Here is a 21,065-nt window from a genome sequence, read left to right as displayed (position 1 = left end):
ATCCCTCTCGGTGCTGCTGCCCAATTCGGCGGGGCAGTCAATCTTGTTCATTTTGCTTCTTTCAATCTGTCCAGCAGATCGCGGGCCCGCTGCTCCTGAACAACTCCACGGCAATCCCGGGCAAGCGAAAGCGCTTGTTCCGCCTCGCTGATTGCAGCGTCCAAGTCCCCTTTTGCGGCAAAAGCCTTTGCTCGCACACGGTGGTATTCAGGTTTGTTCAACGTCTCGCCGCGTTCCCAGCCGGGAATGCAGACGGCTTCGAGCCGGTCCAAAGCCTGATCAACATCTCCGTGATCAATCATCAACTCAGACAGAACAATCTGATTCTGTGGAAAAGTAAAGTTTCCACCAGATTTGGAGATCAGGTTCATGCATGCCTCGATGCGTTCCGGAACGCCTGCGATATCGCCTTTCCCGGCCTGCGCGAGACCCATATAGATGTCCTGCATCGCGTGAAGGTAAAGAAACCCTTCCTCATCCGCGACTTTTCTGGCTTCTTTCATCGTCACATCAAGGCGGTCCCATTCCCCCGCATAGGGCAGGAACATGCTGCAAGCGCCCATGACGTAGACAAGGTTGGGTGCGTGGTTCAGCGCCCTGCTGACCTCGATGGATTCCAGACGCGCGGCCTCGGCTTTTTCGAACTTTCCTTGCTGCCACAGCAGGCATCCCTGAATGGCCAGCAATGACGCGGCCGTGGAAGACTGGGTCATGGGCATCATGGCCATATCCAGCTCGGGTGTGATCAGGGCGAATGCGCGCTCCAGCTGTTGTTCGCATTCCGCAAATTCCCCGCGGAAGTAATGCGTAAAGCTCAGCGCCCGCGCCGCCAGCACATTGGCGACGGGGTCTTCGGACATGCTGGCCATCATGTCCAGCGCCTGCCCCATTTCCATCGCTCGGTTCATCTGACCGGCAACAAAGAAATGGGTCCAACGGCAGAAGGTTGCGGCAAAAAGCGTCTCGCCGTCGCCCAAAGACTGGGCCAGTTCCATCGCCCGGGCGGCAGTTTCGCCGACCTGATCGGACGACCATCCGTAGATCGCCATATAGGCGGGCAGAATGTTCATCTGAACCCGAAGCTCGAAACCGTCGCGATCCGCGTTGGCCTTCATGGTTCCGATGTTGCGCAGGGCGGCCCGGAAAGCGGAGATCGCGGGCAGGTTCGCCAGTCGGGACAACGCCACTTCACCTGCCGTGACCCAATTGGCGACGGCTTCATCCTTCAATCCGCCAAGATCGCAGTGATGCGCGACGGTATCGGGGGCCGGGGTTCCGAATGCCTTGTGACCGTCCAGCAGTGCTTGGGCGATTTTCAGATGAACCTTCTGCCGGTCTTCCCGCAGCAAGGAATTATAGGCCGTATCCTGAACCAGCGCGTGGTTGAACGTGTATGTGGCCGACCCTGAATCGCTGGTGATCAGCACGACGCCAGCCGCCATAAGCTGCATGAGGGCGCTTTCCACATCCATGTCTTCATGCGCCACCGCGTGGATCATCTGAGCGGTGAAACTGCGCCCGATGACCGATCCGAGCTGGGCGACTGGTTTGGCATGTTCCATCCGGTCAAGACGCGACATCAGCGAGTCCTGAAGGGTGGCCGGGACGCTCAGCGCATCCAGAACCTCGGCGTTGATCGGGGCATCCTGGGGCAGCTGGTCCAGAACCGCCTTTGTCATTTCTTCGATATACAGCGGCACGCCATCCGCCTTCTCGATGATCTGCCTGATCAGGATAACAGGCAGGCTGTACGGCTCGGCCACGCGCCGGACCAGTTCGGATGCCTCGGTAGTGCCAAGCGGAGACAGATCAATGCGCGCGGCTCGGCTTTCCAAATGTTCCGGAGGTTCGTATTCAGGTCGGTGCGACAGAACCACCAGTACCGGAAAGTTGCTCAAGGCGGATGCAAGAGCATCCAGTACATCCAACGTGGTCGCATCGGCCCAATGAACGTCTTCGACCACCAACAACAACGTGCCGCGCCTGTCACACAGGCTGCCCAGACTGCGCAGCATCACGTCAAGGGATTTGCGCGCCTTCTTCAACGGGTCGGATTCTGACGGGGCGCCGGTCTCGATGCCTGCCAGATCCAGAAGAACGGGTAAGTCCGCGTCACTCAGCCGTGAGGCCGATTGCACGAAGTCCGAAATCGCCGCCCGGATACTTTCATTTGATTTGTCGCCCGAAACGCGCCTCAATTCTCCGACAATCGGGTGCAGCGGAAGACTGGTCAGGTGCGGGATGCACTGCAATGTAAAGGGTTTGACCCCGATTGTTTCAGACAGTGACTTGATCAGCCTCGACTTGCCGATTCCCGCAGCCCCCCCGACAAGCGCCAGCCGGCCCGAGCCTTCCTGCGCTTCGTTCCAAAGCCGGGTCAGGGTGGAAAGATCGTCATGCCGGGCGACAAGATCGACCGCAGATTGACCCACCCGCGCGTCGAACCGGCTGGTGGACATGATTTCCGACACCACGCGATACACTTTGCGCTGATTGTCAAAGCCTTTCAGCTCGTGGCTGCCGCGTGGCTCGAATTCAAAGGCACCCTGGGTCAGCCTCCAGGTCTCTGAAGAAACGATCACTTCACCCGGTTCGGCCAGCCCCTGCAGGCGGGATGCAAGATTCGCCGTTTCACCCACCAGAAAGTCCTGGGACCCCAGGCTTTTCGAAGAAACAACGCCCACGACAACCATTCCGGTCGCAATGCCTGCCCGTAGGTCGAGCTTTTCTCCAAACTCGTTTTCAAGGTTCTGAACGGCCTCGATGGTCTCCAATACGGCTCGTACGGCCCGTTCGGCATCATCTTCCATGGCCTTCGGGTAACCGAAATACACCATGATGCCATCGCCCTGCCGATAGGCCAGATGGCAGCCGTGTTGTTTCAGGGTGCCGATCGCCGTATCCAGATACAGGTTCATGATCTGCATCAGGTCTTCCGGATCATATCGCTGAGCCAGCCGTGTCGACCCCACAAGATCGCAGAAAACCAAAGTCAGTTGCCGGCGCTCGGCCTTGGACTGGACTTCGGGCCGCTTCGACGTTTCCTGCGATTTCAGCCTGGCCTGCGCCTTACGAAAGCGCTTCCTTTCACCAACCGTCAACCCGAGATCACGCAGTTCCGGATCAGTCAACTCGTCCAGAATGTCGTCGTCCACACCCTCTCTCTGAAACAGAGTGGCATAGTCATTCAGATCTGCCAGATGAAGGACTTTTGAAATGCGCGGTGATGCCTCAAGGACTCGCGTCATTGTCTTGCGACTCCTTCCATAACTGTCCCCCTGTTTTCCCCTTAATACATATACATAATGAATATGTATAATCCAAAATTAGAGAGGAATTCATACTGAATCCATAGCAGGAACTGGCAGCACTGTTAACTTGTTACATTGATTGGTCGACATACGTCTAAATTACCACGACGTCACGCGCTTTTCCTGAAAAATCATAAGGTTCAAGTCTCAAGTTGACTTAATTGGCAAGGTTTTGGGGCGACAGAACGACCGGATATGCCGGTCTGCCGCTGACGTCACGTCAAGGCTGACAGAGGTACTAAAGTGCCGTGGCCGACATGAGGTGCCGGGCAGAAAAGCAGACTCAACCCCGGCGCCAGCAAAGAGCCGAAGCGCGCAAATGTGCTTCGAACAGATACACTTACGCTCCGGGCGCATCCCGTGTTTTGCCCGCCCGTTCTTCATTGGGATACAGGTATCAGGGAAAGCGGCTCAAAGATCTGAGAAAAGTCAGGAATCATCCGGTATCCAAGGCGGATCCGGCCGTGGATGAAACCCTATTCCTCGGCCACGGCTTTCACATGGGCCGCAAAGGACGGAGCCAGCATCAGGGACTTGCACCGCTCGAACCGGTTGGTGGCATAGGCCCAGAAGTCTTCGGCGGGGTTTTCATCCGCATGCTGGATCAATCCCCACAGCGTCCACAGCAGGTCGCACATGGCTTTATAGATCACCATGCGCCCGATCTGAGCCTCGCTCGGCGGGTTTCCGAAATAGGCGGTCAACATTTCCTGTTCCTGTTCGTCGTTCAGCCCGGCTTCGACCGACAGATCACCCAGATCCCAAAGGGCATCGTTCATGCCTGAATACTCGTAATCCACGATCCACATGCGCTGGCCGTCATCCAGAAAATTCTCGCACAGAGGGTCGCAGTGGCTCGGGACCAATGTCCCGGGTTTGTCCCGCAGCACCTCGCGGATCGGGGCCGCCTCGGCCACGACGTCCGCGTAACCCTCTGGCAGGGTAGCGTTTTTGTCCGCAAGCACCTTCATGTAGTCGTTGATCATCGAAAACAGCTCGAACCGAAACTTGAACGGCTCGGGGGCATCATGAAGCTGCCTCAGCGCCTTACCCGCACGGGCGGCAGACCCGGGACGCGTCGCAAACATCTCGGGTGTCATCGTGACGATGTCGGGTACGCAATCACTGATCATCACGCCGGATGCCGCGTCTGCCCACAGAACTTCGGGGCCGACCCCGGTTTTCGCCGCCACCCGTGCGTTGTGGATTTCAACTGCGCGGTCGATATAGGCTTCGGTGCCTTCACCGGGGATGCGCACGATCACCGTCCTTGGCCCGCCTTCGACGCGATAGACCAGATTGGTCAACCCGCCCAGCCGCTGGGTGTGAATGTCCGCCTCGGCAAGGGTTTCGAACCCCGCCACGTTGCGAAGGGCCTGAATAATCTCATTTGTTGGTTCATTCTGCATCGCTCTCTCCCTCAGGCTTTCAACCGGCTGTTTGCCGGGTCGTAAAGCGGCCCGTCCACGCGGCGGATAGCGTGGCGTTCGCCGAACACCTCCACTTCGAAATCTGACCCACCAGTCAGTCCCGCAGGCAGATAACCGTAGAGGATGGTCTTGCCGACGGTAAACCCATAGCCACCGCTGCATGCCAGCGAGACTGTTTTGCCGGAATGCAATATGGTCTCCCCTCCGGTGATCGGCAGCCGCTCATCGGCGATGAACGTGCAGAGCTGCCGCTCGGGGCCGGTCGCTTTCTGCGCCTCCAGCACCGGGCGCCCGATGAAGCCCTGTTTGGATTTCAGATGGACCCGCGCGCCAAGGCCCGCCTCGATTGGCGAATAGTCGGGGGTGATGTCGGCGCTCCAGTAAAGATAGCCTTTTTCCAGCCGCAAGGACTCGATCGTGCGGTAGCCGATGTCGCGGATGCCATGGCTCTGACCGGCCTGCCAAAGCAAGTCATAGACATGCAGGGCGAACTCGGTCGGGATATGCAGCTCCCATCCCAGCTCTCCGACGTAACCTATGCGGATTGCGCGAACCTTTGCCGTTCCCAAGGTGATCTCTCGGGCCGTTGCAAAGGGAAACGCATGGTTCGAGACGTCTTCTTCCGCGATGGCCTGCATCACATCCCGTGCCTTGGGGCCGCAAATGTTGATGACGGCGCGTGCCGACGTCATTTCGATCAGCTGCGCGCGCCCATCGCGGGGCAGGTGACGTCGGATCCAATCCGCGTCATGCACGCCGAATCCGGACCCGGTGACGATGTAAAAATGGTCCCGCCCCAATCGGGTGACGGTGATATCGGCTTCAACGCCCCCGCGATCATTGCACAATTGGGTGTAGATCACCGTGCCATCCGGCTTGTCCATATTTGAAACGGCAAGGTTTTGAAGGGCTTCCAGTGCGCCGGGGCCGATCAGTTCGAACTTTGAGAAACTGGTTTGATCGATCAGAACGACCCCGTCGCGCGCGGCCTTATGTTCCTGTTCGGCATAGGTTTTCCAACCCGGCGACAGGAAATCCAACTGATCCACCGGCTCTACACCGGCCGGAGCGAACCAGAGCGGTCGCTCCCAGCCATTTTTTGACCCGAACACCGCGCCATGTTGTTTCAGCCGCTCATGCAGGGGCGACAGGCGCAGGTTTCTGGCCGTTTCCGCCTCCTGCCCCGGATATCGCATCTTGTAGTGATGCGCGTAATGCTCGACCGCGCGAGGATACATGAAGGCGCGCGTGGCGTGATGCGGGCTGAACCGGCGCACGTCCAGAGGCCACAGATCAAGGCTCGGGCGGCCTTCTACAATCCACTCCGCGATCATCTCTCCTGCGCCACCACCTGCCGCGATGCCGTACAGAAATCCGGTCGCCAGCATCAGGTTTCGCAGTTCAGGCGCCCATCCCATGACAAAATCGCCATCCGCGGAATAAGGGATGGGGCCGTTGATCACCTGCCGGATTCCAACCGTGTTGACGACCGGCGTAACCTGACCTGCCAGTTCGGCAAGGGGGGCAAACCGCTCCAGGTTGTCCGGCAAAAGCTGCCGGACAAACGCGCCCGGAATACCCTTGTCGCCGAATGGCAGCGTGTTGTCCTCATACCCGCCGATCACAAGCCTCCCGCCTGCATCCGGTTTGTAATACACCAGCCGCTCGGGATCCCGCAGGGTTGGCAAGCGTTTTACAAGATCGGGGTCGGGCAGGGGTTCAGTTACGATGTATTGATGCTCGACAGCGCAGGCTGGGACAACGACCCCGAGTTTCGCGGCCAGTTCGCGGCTCCACATTCCGGCGGCCAGAACGACGGTGTCCGCTTCATAGTCCCCTTCCGATGTCATCACTTTGGTGATGCGATCGTTATGGATCTCAAAATCGGTGACCTCTACGGATTGGCGGATCCGGGCACCGTGCATCCGGGCGCCGGATGCGATTGCCTGACACAAGCCTGCGGGATCGACATGACCGTCCGACGGGATAAAAGCCGCGCCCTCTAACCCTTTCGCGTCGACATAGGGGAAAAGCGCCTTGGCTTCGGCGGCCGAGATTATTTCCATCTCCAGATCAAAGCTGCGGGCCATTGTCGCCAGGCGTTTTGCTTCCAGAAGCCGCTCTTTGCTTGCCGCCAGGCGCAGGCTTCCGACTTTCTTCCAGTCGAATTCCATCCCGGTTTCTTCGGCCAGACGATCATACAGCGCCACGGACCGTTTAAGCATCCGCGTCGTGTTGCGCGATGACCGCAACTGCCCGACAAGCCCCGCCGCATGCCAGGTGGCCCCCTCGGTCAGGGACGCCCTTTCCAGAAGAACAACATCCGTCTCACCTGACCGTGCGAGGTGATACGCGATGGAGCATCCGATGATGCCCCCGCCAATGATGAGATGTCTGACCGAATGCGTTGTCATGCGTCCACCCATTTCAAATGACATGTCGTCATCAAAAGGCGCAAAACAACAAAAAGCAACAAAAATGTTTGAAAAGTGTTGAAGTAAGTCGCTTGAACAGCGTCAACCTTGCAAGTAACCTGATGAAATCAACAAATATCGCGGCGCTTCATGTCGAAATACGAGCAAGACATTCTCAGCACGGTAAACCTGCATGGGCGAATTTCGGTCATGGAATTGGCGCGCATTCTCAAAGTGTCGGACCAGACCGTAAGGCGAATCGTGAAGCCGATGGTCGCCAAGGGCAGCCTGTCCAAGGTGCATGGTGCATTGGTCAGCACTCAAAATGTGCTGGATCCTCCGTTTCTGGCCCGCATGGCGCAGAACCGTGCCGCCAAAGTCGCGATTGCCGACGCCGTTGCGGGGCGGATACCGGACGGTTCGGCCATTGCCATCGACACGGGTTCGACCTCGGGCTTCATTGCTCAGGCACTTCGCACGCGCAAAAACCTCACGGTGGTGACAAACTCGGCCTTCATCGCCGCCACGTTGTCGATGGAAGAGGGCAACAGGGTCTTCATGGCGGGAACGCAGTTGCGCAACCACGACGGCGCCGCTTTCGACCGCGCCGCCTATGACGTCATTGCAGGGTTCTCGGCCCGGACGGCCATTTTGTCGGCGTCACTGGTGCATCCCAGCAAGGGCTTCATGGTCTATGATCAATGCGAGGCTGATATGGCCCGCGCGATGTCTGATATTGCTGACCAGACCTTCATGGCGGTTGATTCAACAAAATTCAACGAGGCCCAGACCAGCCCGGCTTTGCGCCTGCCCGGGTTGGCGGAAAAGGATGTGCTCATCACCGATCGCAAATTGCCCGCAGCCTTTCGATCCTTGCCCGGAGATGCGGAATTGGTGATCGCGGGCGTGAAATCACATGAAAACAGTCATTGACTTGGTGACGACACTGCTCGGTCCGATGTAACTAGCCGGTTCCACCGAAACGGTGAAACCGGCCGTGTTTCAGGCTGTTGCGCCCTTGATGCGAATGGCAGTGCCGACGCTTCCTGCACAGACGCCAACCACAATAGCGATGATCAGTTCCAGTGGCTCTACATGCGCAAACCGGAAGCCTGCGAAAACCAGCGTCTCGAATACACCGACTGCGCCGCCCAATGCCGCGCCCAGCCACAGCTTGCGGGTCATCATGCCCAACGCCAGACCGAGTATGCCGGGCAAGCTCAGGACGTTGCCACCGATGGTTCCAAGTAACTCTAACATCTCTGCCCCCACATCAATTCGAGCTGTTGTTCAGGAAATCGCGGATGTCGTCACCCGCGGCAGCGTGCTCCTGCACAACTTCATCTTCCAATGCAGCAGTCACCTTTTCGTATGTTTCCAAATAGTTGGGTGGCAGGCTGTGGGCGATACCCTGGTGGCAATCGATACAGGTCATACCATTGTCGATGGCGCGTTGGTGTTCCGACGCGGCGCGTGTTTCCTGAATGGTGAAGTCCATGTAGTCAAAGTTGTGACAGTTGCGGCACTCGCGGCTGTCAGACGCTTTCATTTTCTTCCAGACGGCCGAGGCCATCGCCAGGCGGTGATCCTCGTATTTCTCGGGTGTGCTGATGGTGCCCACCAGTTCATGATAGACGTCCTTCACGGCCATGATCTTGGCTTTGATCTTGTGGTTCCACTCATCCGGAACGTGGCAGTCTGAGCAGATCGCACGCACGCCGGAGTGGTTGTTGTAGTGGATCGTCTCGCGATACTCACCCAGGTTCGTTTCCATCGTGTGACACGAGACGCAGAACTCTTCGGTGTTGGTCAGTTCCAGAGTCCAGTGAAATCCGCCCCAGAACAGGATACCGGCCAGAAATCCGGCAAGGATCAGAAAGCCCGAGCTGAACACTACCGCCGGCGTCCAGATCGCGTTCCAAAGGCGACCCAGAAAGCCGCGTTTTTCGGGGGAGTCTGCCATGTCGGTGCTCCTTTCAGTCTTGTTTTGGATCAGTTGCCGGTCGAGGGCTGGAACACGTTTTCAACAAGCGGCGGTGCGTCCGCCTGCGGAACGTGACATTGGTTGCAGAAATAACGGGTCCCGGCGACGCGGTCCAATTCGCGGCCTTCGCGATCCAGATAGTGTGTCATTGAAAGGGTCGGTGCGTTACGCTCACCTGCCTTGGACCAGTCATGGCAGGACAGGCACTGATTGGTGCGCACATCAATCTGATATTGCTCGATCGAATGCGGAATCAGCGGTGGCTGCTGGCGATAATTACGTTGCATCCGTCCTTCGACATTTTTGTGAATCTGATCCAAAGGGATCGGCTCGTCTACGTCCGCGCCCCGCAGGGTTTCGACTTGAGCGGACTGGGCAAAGGCCCATCCGCTCAGCAACACTACGGGTAGAAGGGCAATTCCGCCTGTAACGATTGATCTTTTCATCTTGGCACTCCCCTAGATAGGTCTGGCAGCGCGCGGCTCAGGCGCGGCAACTGGATCGGAAGGTTGAACGACATGGTCGTCGAACCGGTGAGTAAAGTTGAAGACGTCGACTGCGCAGACATCGATGCAGCGTCCGCAGTTTGTGCAGTCAGGTGACAGGATCAGGGGCGAGCTTCCCGGCTTGCCTTTCAGCGCGGGTGAGATCACCTGATTTTCAGGACAGACCGCATAACAATCCATACAGTCATCACAGGCCGTGCGATTGGCTGCACTGACCCGCAGCAGGCTTTTCGACCCGATCAGCCCGTAGAACGCGCCCACGGGGCACAGATGGCCGCACCAGCCATGGCGTGAGACGAAAACGTCAAACACGAAGATGGCCGCGATCATGGCCCAGACAAAGCCCATGCCGAATACCAGCCCGCGATGCAGCATGGTGATCGGGTTGACCAGCTCCCACGCGATCACACCACTCAGGCCCGAGACCAGCAGCACGGTTGCCGGAATCCACAGCCGGGTGCCGCGTTTTGGTTGCCAGCCTTTCGGCAGGTCCAGTTTGCGGTGCACCCAGTTGGCCGCGTCCGTCACCGGGTTTATGGGGCAGACCCAGGAACAATAGACACGGCCACCAATCAGGGCATAGACCATCAGAACGATCAGCCCACCGATCAGCGCGGTCATTTCGGGCCAATGACCTGCAACCAAGCTTTGCAACAGGATGAACGGATCAGTCAAAGGCAACACGCCCAGCGTCAGTGACCCCGCCAAAGTGCCCTCGACAATCCAGATGCCGAACCACGGGCCCAGCAGAAACAGAACCAGAAAGAACAGCTGGCTTGCGCGGCGCACCAGCAAAAAGCGATGCGCCCCGATCCACCCTTTGCCTTCAACGGCCTCCTGACCGACGGGCATGTGCGTGCGAGTACTCATTGCCCCACCCCCGGCAGATCATATTCAGGGGCAAAACCGCCGGGCGCGGCAAGATTGTCGGTTCCCGGTCCGGGCAAACGATCCGGCAGATCGATGATCCCCTCGACCACCGGCGCGCCTTTGGCGGCCTTTTCCTCCCACCCCTTACGGTAATGCTCTGCCGAGCTGCCGCGCGCCAGCCGGGCCGGCAGAACCTTGATGGCGGCCTCGGGCAGAACACAGCTTTTCTCGCACATGCCGCAGCCGGTACAGCGTTCGGCATGAACGGTTGGAATGAACAAGGCATGATGACCCGACCGGGTATTGTGCGCCGTCTCCAAAGTGATCGCCTCGTCAATGACGGGGCAGACGCGATAGCAGACGTCGCAGCGCAGACCGAGGAAGTTCAGGCAGTTTTCCTGATCGACCAGAACGGCAACACCCATCTCGGCATCGTCGATATTCTCCAGCCCGGGATCCAGCGCCCCTGTTGGACACGCGGCGACACACGGAATGTCGTCGCACATTTCGCAGGGAACATCCCGGGCGGTGAAGAATGGCGTTCCCGTCGCCACCGCATCCGAGCCGAGCTCGGCCAGTTTCAGGGTATCGTACGGGCAGTCCCGCACGCATAAACCGCAACGGATGCAGGCCGACAGGAACTCCTTCTCGGGCAATGCGCCGGGCGGGCGCAATGCATCGGCGGGCAGGGCGCGGGCGTCGCGGGCCAGATAGGCCAGCAACGATCCGGCGACCACGCAGCCGCCCGCCGCCCGCGCCGAGTCCTGCAGGAACCGGCGCCGCTGCGGCGAAAGGGGTTTATCGACAAGAGACATGGGAACGCCCCGTATGATCCTTGCTGGTTACGCGCGCTCAACCTTGCAGGCGCACTTCTTGAAGTCGGTCTCTTTCGACAGCGGGCAGGTTGCGTCCAGCGTCAGCTTGTTGGTCAGCTGGTGCTCATCGAACCACGGCATAAAGACCAAACCGCGTGGCACCTTGTTCCGACCCCGGGTTTCAACACGGCTGGTAACCTCGCCGCGGCGGGTCGACAGAACAATCTCCTGACCCCGGCGCAAACCCCGATCCTTTGCGTCCTGCGGATGCATGTAGACCACGGCAGCGGGATAGGCGCGGTGCAGTTCCGGCACCCGGCGTGTCATCGACCCTGAATGCCAGTGTTCCAGCACGCGACCGGTGCACAGCCACAGATCGAATTCTGCATCCGGCTCCTCTGCTGCGGGCTCGTATGGCGCGAAGATGATCTTGGCCTTGCCATCCTTGTGGCCATAGAATTCCACGCCGGCACCCTCGGACACGTAGGGGTCATAGCCTTCGCGGAAACGATAGAGCGTTTCCTTGCCATCCACGACCGGCCAGCGCAGACCGCGGGCCTGGTGATAGGTTTCGAATGGTGCCAGATCATGCGCATGGCCGCGCCCGAAGTTGGCGTACTCTTCGAACAGACCTTTCTGCACGTAAAAGCCGAAATGCTCGGATTCGTCGTTGTCAAAGCCTTCGGCGGTTTCCGACAGCGGGAACTTGTCGACGCTGCCATTTGCAAACAGGACGTCATACATGGTCTTGCCACGATGCTCGGGCATGGTGGCCAGCAATTCTTCGCCCCAAACCTCTTCGACGGTGAAGCGCTTCGAGAACTCCATCACCTGCCACAGGTCCGATTTGGCCTCGCCCGGGGCCTTGACCTGTTGCCGCCAGAACTGGGTGCGGCGCTCGGCGTTGCCATAGGCGCCTTCCTTCTCGACCCACATGGCGGTGGGCAGGATCAGGTCAGCGGAAACCGCAGTGACCGTCGGGTAGGGGTCTGAAACTGTGATGAAGTTTTCCGGGTTGCGATAGCCGGGATAGCCTTCCTCGTTGATATTCGGCGCAGCCTGCATGTTGTTGGTGCACTGAACCCAATAAGCATTCAGGTCGCCATCCTTCAGCTTGCGGTGTTGCAGCACGGCGTGGAAACCCGGCTTGTCAGGAATGGTGCCGGCGGGCACGTTCCATGCGGTTTCGCAGATCTCGCGGTGCTTGTCGTTCATCACCACCATGTCGGCGGGCAGGCGGTGCGCAAAGGTGCCTACCTCGCGCGCGGTACCGCAGGCCGACGGCTGACCGGTCAGCGAGAAGGGCGAGTTGCCGGGTTCCGAAATCTTGCCCACCAGCAGGTGCACGTTGTACATCAGCGAGTTCACCCAGGACCCGCGGGTATGTTGGTTGAAGCCCATGGTCCACAGGCTCATCACCTTGCGGTTGGGGTCGGCATATTGCTTGGCCAGACGCTCCAGCTTGTCAGCCGGAACACCGGACAGTTCCGAGGTGTATTCCAGCGTGTATTTCGAAACGGCTTCGGCATATTCCTCGAAGCTGATCGGCTCCAACTTGCCCGAGTTCGGGTTTTCAGCCTCTTGTTGCAGGGGGTTGTTGTCCCGCAGGCCGTAACCGATATCGGTGGCGGTTTTGGTGATGTTGACGTGGTTCTTGACGAACTCTTCGTTCACCGCGCCATTCTGGATGATGTAGTTCGCGATATAGTTCAGGATCGCCAGATCGGTTTGCGGTGCAAAGACCATGCCATTATCGGCCAGCTCGAACGAGCGGTGCTCGAAAGTCGAAAGCACATGCACTTCGCAACCCGGCTTCGTCAGGCGGGTGTCGGTCAGGCGCGACCACAGGATCGGGTGCATCTCGGCCATGTTCGATCCCCACAGCACGAAAGTATCGGCGTGCTCAAGGTCGTCATAGCACCCCATCGGCTCATCAATGCCGAAAGTGCGCATGAACCCAACCACGGCCGAGGCCATGCAGTGACGCGCATTGGGATCAATGTTGTTCGACCGGAACCCGGCCTTCATCATCTTGGCGGCGGCATAGCCTTCCCAGACCGTCCACTGCCCCGAACCGAACATCCCCACGCTGGTCGGGCCTTTCTTGGCAAGGGCCTCTTTCCATTTGGCGGCCATCACATCAAAGGCTTCATCCCAGCTGACCGGTTCGAACTCGCCATTCTTGTCATACTGGCCGTTGGTCTTGCGCAAAAGCGGTGTGGTCAGGCGGTCTTTGCCGTACATGATCTTGGACAGGAAATAGCCCTTGATACAGTTCAAGCCCCTGTTCACCGGTGCGTCGGGGTCACCTTGCGTGGCCACCACTCGACCCTCCTTGGTGCCCACCAGAACCGAACAGCCTGTACCGCAGAACCGGCAAGCAGCCTTGTCCCAGCGAATATCGGGCGCGCCGACCTGGGCGTTGGCCTGACCTGCGGCCATGGGAATGCCCGCAGCCGAGGCAGTTGCTGCCGCTGCGGACGCTTTCAGAAATGTACGACGGGATTCAGAGATGGTCATTGCATGGGCCTCCTGCTGGACGGTTGGCTTGGAGCATCAGGACGCGGAGCCGTCTCCGCGAGATCTTCGAAATGGTGATAAGTCAGTGACAGTGAGATCACTCCGGGGATCTGGTGCAGATCCATGATGGTGTCCGAGGCCAGCCTGTCGGCCGTATCCTCGACAACAACTACGAAACGGCCGTCCTCGGCTTCGGCATGAAGCTCGACGCCCTGGGTTTCGGCCATCGCCGCGCGTGCGGCATCGGTGTAATCGGGGGCGATGTGGACCAGACAGCCACAAATATTCATTGGTTCACCTCCGGGTGTAGTGGGGCGGGGCGGTGCATCACGATCGCCCCAGTGGGGCAGGCGGCGGAACAACTTCCGCAGCCGATGCAGGTTTCTGTTTCAAGCGCTGGTTCCGCGCGTCCGCCCAGTTGCAGGCGAAAGCGGATGGCATCCTGTTCGCAATTGTCCTGACACAGGCGGCAGCTTACGCCGTTCGTCGACAGGCAGCTTGTGTCATCGATTCGTGCGCGCCATGGCCATTCGGCAACACGTTCCGACAGCAACGCCGGGGTCGGACAAATGTCAGCGCAGTCACCACACAAGCTGCAACCGCCTGCGGACAGGTCCAGAACGGGGAAACCGGCATCGTCGAATGTGATGATGTCTTCAGGACAAGCCGCGGCGCAGTCATCGCAACGCGTGCATAGATCGCTGAAGCCAGTTGCAACTGCACCCGGCGGACGGATCGCATCTGGGTCCTCCCGCAGGACACGCGCGCTTAGAAAAGCGCGTCTGCTGGTCATCTGGCTCATAGCTGGCGACTCGAAATTGGATTGATAGGTTCGCGTCCTTACTTCCTAGCTGCCTTAAGCAGCGCACGAATTGACCTATATCATACTTTTTTTTATTTTTTTTGTTCGGTCTGAGATTTGTAATTCTTCATTAAACGTTCAATTCGATACGGGCGTCGGGGAAGAACTCCAGGATCTCTTTGGCTCTGCCGGCGGATGCCGCGCAAAGTGCAGTGGACAACCCATCCGCAATTGCCGCTTTCGGGGCAGAAACCGAAACGGTCCTGTCGCGGCTTGAAGGCCCATCCAAGGTAATGATGTGTCCGACTCCCTGGCTGATCTGAGTCGCCAGCGTTGAAGATGTCGCCACTGCCCGATCGTTCAATTCAATCCGCTTCAGAACCGTTTGGTCCGGCGCCGCCAATCCCACTTTCCATGGCGCACCGTCACCACGCGCACCCAGGGCGGCAACCTCTCCCATATTGACCAGAACATCACGCAGACCATGAGCACTCAGCAGGTCGGCGATCCGGTCGGTGATCGCGCCCTGCGCTATACCGTTCAACGTCAGCGCCGATTTTCCGGGCACCGGAAGGCGAATGGCCGAGGCGTCATAAATTACCTTTTCCCAGCCTATCGCCTGCTGAACTTCAACCAGATCATCCGGGCGCGCACCCGCAGCCAATGCCGTCCACACGGGTTGAATGCTCGGATCAAATGCGCCACCCGATGCCTGATGCAGCGCTGTGCTGAGGCTTAGCACGTTCAACAATTCAGGAGCGGGCGCCGTCAGCACACCATCGCGATTCAACCGGCTGAGCTGCGATTGCGGACGATACAGGCTGAAGATGTCTTCCAGCCGGGCAATCTCGGTCTCCATGGCGGCCATGATGGGTGCAGCTTCGGCGTCCGTCAGGCCCACCAGGCGCAGGCTGGCGGTGGCACCCAGCGCGGTCCCGTGCCAGCGCGCGTCCGAGGCCGAAAGTTGTGTGGCCGCAGCACAAGCGGCTGAGATGATCAGAAATCGGCGGCGCGACAAGGCGGTCATACGGGGGTCTCCAACGACAGTTCAAGATCGACAGGGCCAAGCACTTCGGTGTCCGGAATGTCCGGCAGGCCCAGTGCCGTTCCGCCGTAGATCTCAATGAATGCCTGAGCATCGGCAGGATCGGCAAAAGGCACCACTTCGCGGGCGCCCATGCCACCTGCCACATTGGCGCCGACAACAAAGGTCGCGCCATCCGCGGCGATCCAGTTCGAGATACCCGGCTGCCGCCAACTTGGCGCAATACCCATGTCGCTGACATAGACGGCTGTGATGTCGGCATCACGTTCAGGGCTTTTGAGGTATGCCACCATGTCGCGCACCTGCGCAAAGAACAGCGGTGCGGGATATCCTTCCAGATGGATCTGCCCCTTGGGGCCGCCATGTTCGGCGATGTTCATCTGGCAGAAATAGCTCAGCGCGTCCGGGGTCAGATCCACCGGATCGGGGGCCTCGGCCAGGTCTTCCTTGCAGGCCGCCAACGCGATCAAGGCAATCAGGACGAGGGGTTTCATGGCTCGACCCTCCGGAATGCAAGCCGCGCCAGGGCAAAGCCGATCACCGGCCAGATCAGCAGCGATGCAGGCGCGGCCCAGATGGGCAAGGCCTGTGCCGCCCCGGTCATGCCGGATGCCATGGCCACGCCTTCCGTTGCGGCGATGTTCCACAGACGGAATGCGTCGGCCGGGTTGGCCACCATCACCCATGGAAAGACGGATTGGGTAAAGGTGCCGCCCTTGTCCATGACGACGGCCCCCAACAGGCCCAGATCATAGAGGACGACAAAAACCAGCCAGAGCCCGGCCGACAGACCTGCCGCCGCCGTAGCCCCCTTAGCCAGGGCAGACAGCAGGTATCCCAGCGCCAGAAACACGGCGCCCAGAAGGATGGATGTGAGGATGAGACGGACCAACGCCATCAGGCTTTCCGGCCCGGCACCGCCAAAGAAGGCCGCCACCGCGCCGGCGGTACCGAAACCGACCGTCATGGCAAAGGCCAGCGCTGCAAGATGGGCGGTGAACTTGCCCAACAGGATTTCTCCGCGCCCGGCGGGGTAGGACAGCAGCAGTGACAGGCTGCCCCGGTCCACGTCGCCGGCGATGGCGTCGAACGAAATCATCAGCGCCAATAGCGGTGCGAGATAGACCGACAGGGTGGTCATCGAGGCAACTGAAACGGTCAGCATATCGACACCCAGTGTGCCGGTTGGTGCGCTGCCTGCAAAGGTCAGGGCCAGCGCGAACAGCACCATGATCAGCGTCGCCACCAGCAGCCAGCGATTGCGGCGAAGGATCAGCATTTCGGTACGAGTAATGGCGAGGAAGCGGGTCATGGCCTCTCCTCCTGTGCATAATGTCGATAGAGGTCTTCCAGCTTGGGCGGGGTCATTTCCACATCCGCCACGGCATCGCCCAATCCGGCGATCCGGCGCAGGGCCTCCATCTTGTCGGCGGGGGAACACAGCAGCTCGACCGAAGCGCCGTTGATCCGGCTGCCGCCCAATTCGGCGGCCAGCACGTCGGCGTTGGCGCTTGCACGTACTTTCAGACGGATCGGTAGGCCTGCAAGGGCCGACAGGTTGTTGAGCGTGTCATCGGCGACCATCCGGCCTTTGCGCATGATTGCGATGCGGTCGGTGCGGGCCTCGACCTCGGTCAAGGCATGGCTGGCGATCAGCACGGCGGTGCCCTGCGCGGCCAGCTCGTCGATGATGGCATAGAGGTCCTGGCGCGAAATCGGGTCCAACCCACTGGTGGGTTCATCCAGCAAAGCCACTTTCGGCTGGCCCAGCAGAACCTGTGCCAGACCCAGACGTTGCCGCATTCCTTTGGAATAGGTGCCGATCCGGCGGTCCAGGGCATCGCTCAGACCTACGCGCTCCAGCAGACCGGCCACATCCGCCCTGGTGCCGGACAATTTTGCAAACAGGGTCAGTTGCTCGCGCCCGGTCAGGGCCGGGTGGAAGGATACCGCCTCGGGCAGATAGGCCGTTTCCCGCCGCGCCTTGGCGCTGCCGGGGGTGGCGTCTCCGATCCGGATGGCTCCGCCTTGGATCGGCGTCAGGCCAAGGATGGATTTGATCAGGGTCGACTTGCCAGCGCCGTTATGGCCCAGCAGCGCAACGCGCTGACCGGGGGCAAGTGACAGGGTTATATCGTCAAGAACGCGGGTTTTGCCACGGTCCTTGCTGACATGGTCAATAATCAGGGCCTTATCCGTCATGAGGCACCTTTTCCATAGCTGGGGGTTCAAGGGGTTGCATCAATGGATTGCTGTCCATCACGCCACCGGGCAACAGTGCCGGAAAGGCGGATTGCGACCAGCGCACCAGCTGCACGGCAGGAGAGCCGAGTAGCAGTTTGGCTGCGGGTTGGGTCCACAGCACATGGTCCATCGAGTCATTCGGGCGATAGGGGGCATCGGCAATGCCGTTGCCATCCACATCATAGGCGGCAAAATCGGACCAGTAGTTGCCGCGCCCGTCTTCGGACCACTCGACCCATTTGGTCGAGACGTATTTCACCTGTGTCCGGTTCCCGATGAAGGAATTGCCAACGATGCGGTTGCGTTCGCTGCCGGCGGTGAAGTGGATGCCGATGCCGCATCCCTGGAACCAGTTGTCGGTGAATTCGTTCTTGTTGGAGTTATAAAGGAAGGTGCACTTTTCCTTGGCACCGATCACCACGTTACCGGTGATCTGACTCTTGTTGGCATAGTTCAGCATCACGCCATGTTCACGGTCACCGATCGAGACGTTGTCTGTGACCTTCACATTGGTCGTGAACATCACCGCATAGCCCAGATCGTTGCCGATCGAGACATTGTCGCTGACCACCGAATTATCGGCATACATGTAATGCACGGCAAAGCGCAGATCGCGGAACAGGTTGCCGGTAAAGGTATTCTTCTTGGACGAGTTCACAAAGATTCCGTCGCGCCCATAGCGGATATCATTGTCCTCAACTCGCGCACCGGGTGCATTCCAGACATAAACGCCATTGCCACGGTCATTCATCCGCTGGTCCTGACGTCCTTCGATCCGGTTGCCACGCACGATGCTGTCCTTGGCACCATGAATGTCGATGCCGTAAAGATTGCCCAGCAGCACATTGTCTTCGACCACCGGCGCGCGGGCCGTCTTAGTCAGCTGGATGCCACTGTCGATCCCGTCATGGCTTGAACCCGAGCCGATCACTGTCAGGCCGCGCACGGTCACGCCCGGGCCGGTCACGGTGATGACGCTGCCGGTGCCTTGCCCGTCAATGGTGGCCTGTCCCAGCCCGTCGATGGTGACGGGCCGGTCCAGAATCAGATGTTCGGCATAAACACCGGGGCTCAGGCGGAGGGTATCTCCGTCCGCCGCCTGAGCCAGTATTTCATTGATGGCCCCCGCCCGGTTGGGCACATCCCAATCCGCCGCCCAAAGGGGCGAGCCGAGCAGGAGCGGTATGAGCAGGGGCCAGCGCATGGGTCAGGCTCCTTGCGGTTCGACCAGCATCCGGCCGCGCATTTCCATGTGCAGCGCATGGCAGAACCACTGGCAATAGAACCAGTGCACGCCCGGACGGTCGGCGGTGAAGGTGACCGAAGCGGTTGCCATCGGTGCGACTTCCATCGCGATGCCGTAGTTGCCCAGGCAGAAGCCGTGGGTCACGTCGTCCACGTCATCGAGGTTGGTGATGTAAACTGTGACCTCGTCGCCCTGTTTGACGGTGAACTTCTCAAGGCTGAAGGTCGGCGCCTGCGAGGTCATGTAGACCCGCACCTTGTTGCCGTCCCGGATCGGTTCTTCCGCACCTTCTTCCAGATCGATGCCATCGGCTTCGGCCTGTTTGCGGGCGTCTTCCCAGGTAACATCGTTGCGATCCCAGACGTTGACCGGGTTCACGATGTCGCTGCGAACGATGATCGAGTCGTGCGGCTCGGCAAAGGTCGGGCCGTCATGCACCACTTTCATCTCGTCCGACGAAATGTCGATCAGCTGTTCGTTCTCGGGTTTCAGAGGACCCACGTTCAGGAAGCGGTCTTTCGAGAACTTGTTCATCGAAATCAGCCACTTGCCATCGGCTTCCTTGGTTTCACCCATGGAGGTGGAGTTGTGACCCGGCTGATAGTGCACGTCGACCTTCGAGATGATCGGGTCCACGTCCTCGCCGTTGTAGGCGCGGATGGCCTTGTCGATGTTCCACTTCACGATCTGGCTGTCCAGGAACAGCGTGGTGAAGGCGTTGCCCTGACCGTCATAGGCGGTGTGAAGCGGGCCAAGGCCCAGCTGCGGCTCACCCACGATGCACGAGCGCGGGTCGGCATCGCTTTCGAACAGGGCGTCCAGCTTGGTGACGTCCATGATCGAGACGGTCGGCGACAGCTTGCCGTTGATGCAGACGTGCTTGCCGTCTGGCGCGGTGTTGATGCCGTGCGGAGAGTTCGGGATCGGAATGTAACGGGTGTATTTCTTGTTCTGACCCTTGCGCCCGTCCAGAACCTTTACGCCTTTCAGCTCCTGATAATCGCCGGCTTCGATGCCTTTTTCGATCTCGGCGATGTTGAAGACGACGACGTGGTCCAGCTCGTTCTCGGTCATCTCGGCCAGGTTCATGCCCATTTCTGAGTTGTACGAGGTCGAGAAGGCGTATTTGCCCTGATAGTCGCAATCGGTGTTGTCGAGGTTGCCCGACACGATCACCTGCCACGCCACTTCCATGGTGTCGCCGTCCAGCGCGGTGAAGATGTTCACGTATTGCGACGGATCGTCCAGCACGCTGCCATCGTTGACCAGCGGTGTTTCATCTTCACCATTGGCAAAGACATAGCCGGTGCGCGGGAATTTCTGCGGACGCAGACCGTGGATCGCCTTGGCGTTCGGGATCTCGGTGATCTTGTCGCATTTCATCACGTCACAGCGGACACGCGCGACGCGGGTGTTGGCCTTGTCGTTCATGAACAGATAGCGGCCGTCATAGGTGCCGTCGGTGAACGACATGTGCGGGTGGTGAAGGTCGCCGTTGTCATAGGTCTTCATGCCACGCTTGGCGAGAAACTCCTTGGTTTCAGGCAGCAACCCTTCGGTCATGATCTTCAGTGACTCGTTGGTCTGACCCCAGCCCGTGGCCGAGCAGCGGTTGAACACCGGCACCCGCATCAGCTCGCGCATGGACGGAAAGCCCAGAATGCGCAGCTCGCCGGTTTGACCCGAGGACCAGAAACCGTAATACTCGTCCAGTTCGCCCGGTTCGAGATTGGCATTGGCCGCAGCGCTCGCCTGTTTCGCGGTCATCAGGGTCGAGCCCAGACCGGTCCCGGCCAGCACGGCACCGGTTGCTGTTGCACCCAGCATCCCACGGCGTGTGACGGTTAGTTTGTTGTCATGTTCCGACATGTTCGTTCC

18 protein-coding genes are annotated in these 21,065 nt (G+C 59.4%); 1 reads left to right on the top strand and 17 read right to left on the bottom strand.

The annotated features are described in order from the left end of the window. Positions 1 to 47 precede the first annotated feature (47 nt). The 3 genes from GOW09_RS14780 to GOW09_RS14770 all read right to left on the bottom strand — a co-directional run bounded on the left by GOW09_RS14780 (position 48) and on the right by GOW09_RS14770 (position 7,155). On the bottom strand, positions 48 to 3,248 hold the full coding sequence (locus GOW09_RS14780; protein WP_171119381.1) for an adenylate/guanylate cyclase domain-containing protein: 3,201 nt from the start codon (positions 3,246 to 3,248) through the stop codon (positions 48 to 50). A gap of 539 nt (positions 3,249 to 3,787) precedes the next feature. After that, the gene (locus tag GOW09_RS14775; protein ID WP_171119380.1) at positions 3,788 to 4,720 is read right to left on the bottom strand and encodes a choline/ethanolamine kinase family protein; all 933 of its coding nucleotides are present in this window, start codon (positions 4,718 to 4,720) and stop codon (positions 3,788 to 3,790) included. 11 nt (positions 4,721 to 4,731) lie between these two features. Beyond that, a complete protein-coding gene (locus GOW09_RS14770) occupies positions 4,732 to 7,155 on the bottom strand; it encodes an FAD-dependent oxidoreductase (RefSeq protein WP_171119407.1) in 2,424 nt (807 codons plus the stop codon). Positions 7,156 to 7,305: 150 nt separating this feature from the next. On the opposite strand from GOW09_RS14770, the gene GOW09_RS14765 reads away from it, so the two are divergent. Further along, complete coding sequence (locus GOW09_RS14765; protein ID WP_171119379.1) at positions 7,306 to 8,088, top strand: DeoR/GlpR family DNA-binding transcription regulator; 783 nt, start codon at positions 7,306 to 7,308, stop codon at positions 8,086 to 8,088. Positions 8,089 to 8,157: 69 nt separating this feature from the next. Here the strand turns inward: GOW09_RS14765 and GOW09_RS14760 are convergent, their stop codons facing one another. The 14 genes from GOW09_RS14760 to nosZ all read right to left on the bottom strand — a co-directional run bounded on the left by GOW09_RS14760 (position 8,158) and on the right by nosZ (position 21,056). Further along, complete coding sequence (locus GOW09_RS14760) at positions 8,158 to 8,415, bottom strand: hypothetical protein (protein WP_171119377.1); 258 nt, start codon at positions 8,413 to 8,415, stop codon at positions 8,158 to 8,160. Between the two features lie 13 nt (positions 8,416 to 8,428). Next, a complete protein-coding gene (locus tag GOW09_RS14755) occupies positions 8,429 to 9,118 on the bottom strand; it encodes a NapC/NirT family cytochrome c (protein ID WP_171119375.1) in 690 nt (229 codons plus the stop codon). Between the two features lie 29 nt (positions 9,119 to 9,147). Next, entirely contained in the window at positions 9,148 to 9,585 is a 438-nt protein-coding gene (locus GOW09_RS14750; protein WP_152460388.1) for a nitrate reductase cytochrome c-type subunit, read from the bottom strand. Between the two features lie 12 nt (positions 9,586 to 9,597). Further along, positions 9,598 to 10,515, bottom strand: coding sequence for a quinol dehydrogenase ferredoxin subunit NapH (gene napH, locus GOW09_RS14745; RefSeq protein ID WP_171119373.1), 918 nt, complete (start codon positions 10,513 to 10,515; stop codon positions 9,598 to 9,600). Beyond that, positions 10,512 to 11,330: a ferredoxin-type protein NapG gene (gene napG / locus GOW09_RS14740; protein ID WP_152460386.1), complete on the bottom strand. Its 819-nt coding sequence runs from the start codon at positions 11,328 to 11,330 to the stop codon at positions 10,512 to 10,514. Before napG ends, napH begins: the two co-directional genes overlap by 4 nt. A 27-nt stretch (positions 11,331 to 11,357) precedes the next feature. Continuing rightward, the gene (gene napA / locus GOW09_RS14735; RefSeq protein WP_171119372.1) at positions 11,358 to 13,850 is read right to left on the bottom strand and encodes a nitrate reductase catalytic subunit NapA; all 2,493 of its coding nucleotides are present in this window, start codon (positions 13,848 to 13,850) and stop codon (positions 11,358 to 11,360) included. Further along, positions 13,847 to 14,140 (bottom strand): chaperone NapD, encoded by a 294-nt coding sequence (locus GOW09_RS14730; RefSeq protein ID WP_152460384.1) that lies wholly within the window; start codon positions 14,138 to 14,140, stop codon positions 13,847 to 13,849. The genes napA and GOW09_RS14730 overlap by 4 nt, the downstream gene beginning before the upstream one ends. Next, a complete protein-coding gene (gene napF / locus GOW09_RS14725) occupies positions 14,137 to 14,643 on the bottom strand; it encodes a ferredoxin-type protein NapF (RefSeq protein ID WP_254442745.1) in 507 nt (168 codons plus the stop codon). Before napF ends, GOW09_RS14730 begins: the two co-directional genes overlap by 4 nt. A gap of 139 nt (positions 14,644 to 14,782) precedes the next feature. After that, entirely contained in the window at positions 14,783 to 15,679 is an 897-nt protein-coding gene (locus GOW09_RS14720) for an FAD:protein FMN transferase (protein WP_171119370.1), read from the bottom strand. Continuing rightward, positions 15,676 to 16,191, bottom strand: coding sequence for a nitrous oxide reductase accessory protein NosL (locus GOW09_RS14715; protein ID WP_171119369.1), 516 nt, complete (start codon positions 16,189 to 16,191; stop codon positions 15,676 to 15,678). Before GOW09_RS14715 ends, GOW09_RS14720 begins: the two co-directional genes overlap by 4 nt. Beyond that, positions 16,188 to 17,009, bottom strand: coding sequence for an ABC transporter permease (locus tag GOW09_RS14710; protein ID WP_171119368.1), 822 nt, complete (start codon positions 17,007 to 17,009; stop codon positions 16,188 to 16,190). Before GOW09_RS14710 ends, GOW09_RS14715 begins: the two co-directional genes overlap by 4 nt. Beyond that, positions 17,006 to 17,899, bottom strand: coding sequence for an ABC transporter ATP-binding protein (locus tag GOW09_RS14705; protein WP_171119366.1), 894 nt, complete (start codon positions 17,897 to 17,899; stop codon positions 17,006 to 17,008). The genes GOW09_RS14710 and GOW09_RS14705 overlap by 4 nt, the downstream gene beginning before the upstream one ends. Further along, positions 17,889 to 19,145 carry a nitrous oxide reductase family maturation protein NosD gene (locus GOW09_RS14700; protein WP_171119364.1) on the bottom strand — a complete coding sequence of 419 codons (1,257 nt, stop codon included), beginning with the start codon at positions 19,143 to 19,145 and terminating at the stop codon, positions 17,889 to 17,891. Before GOW09_RS14700 ends, GOW09_RS14705 begins: the two co-directional genes overlap by 11 nt. A gap of 3 nt (positions 19,146 to 19,148) precedes the next feature. Next, positions 19,149 to 21,056: a TAT-dependent nitrous-oxide reductase gene (nosZ, locus tag GOW09_RS14695; protein WP_152460377.1), complete on the bottom strand. Its 1,908-nt coding sequence runs from the start codon at positions 21,054 to 21,056 to the stop codon at positions 19,149 to 19,151. Positions 21,057 to 21,065 lie beyond the last annotated feature (9 nt).

Source organism: Ruegeria sp. HKCCA5463 (genome assembly GCF_013034175.1).
Classification (GTDB): Bacteria; Pseudomonadota; Alphaproteobacteria; order Rhodobacterales; family Rhodobacteraceae; genus Ruegeria.
This window is presented reverse-complemented; position numbering and strand designations above follow the sequence as displayed.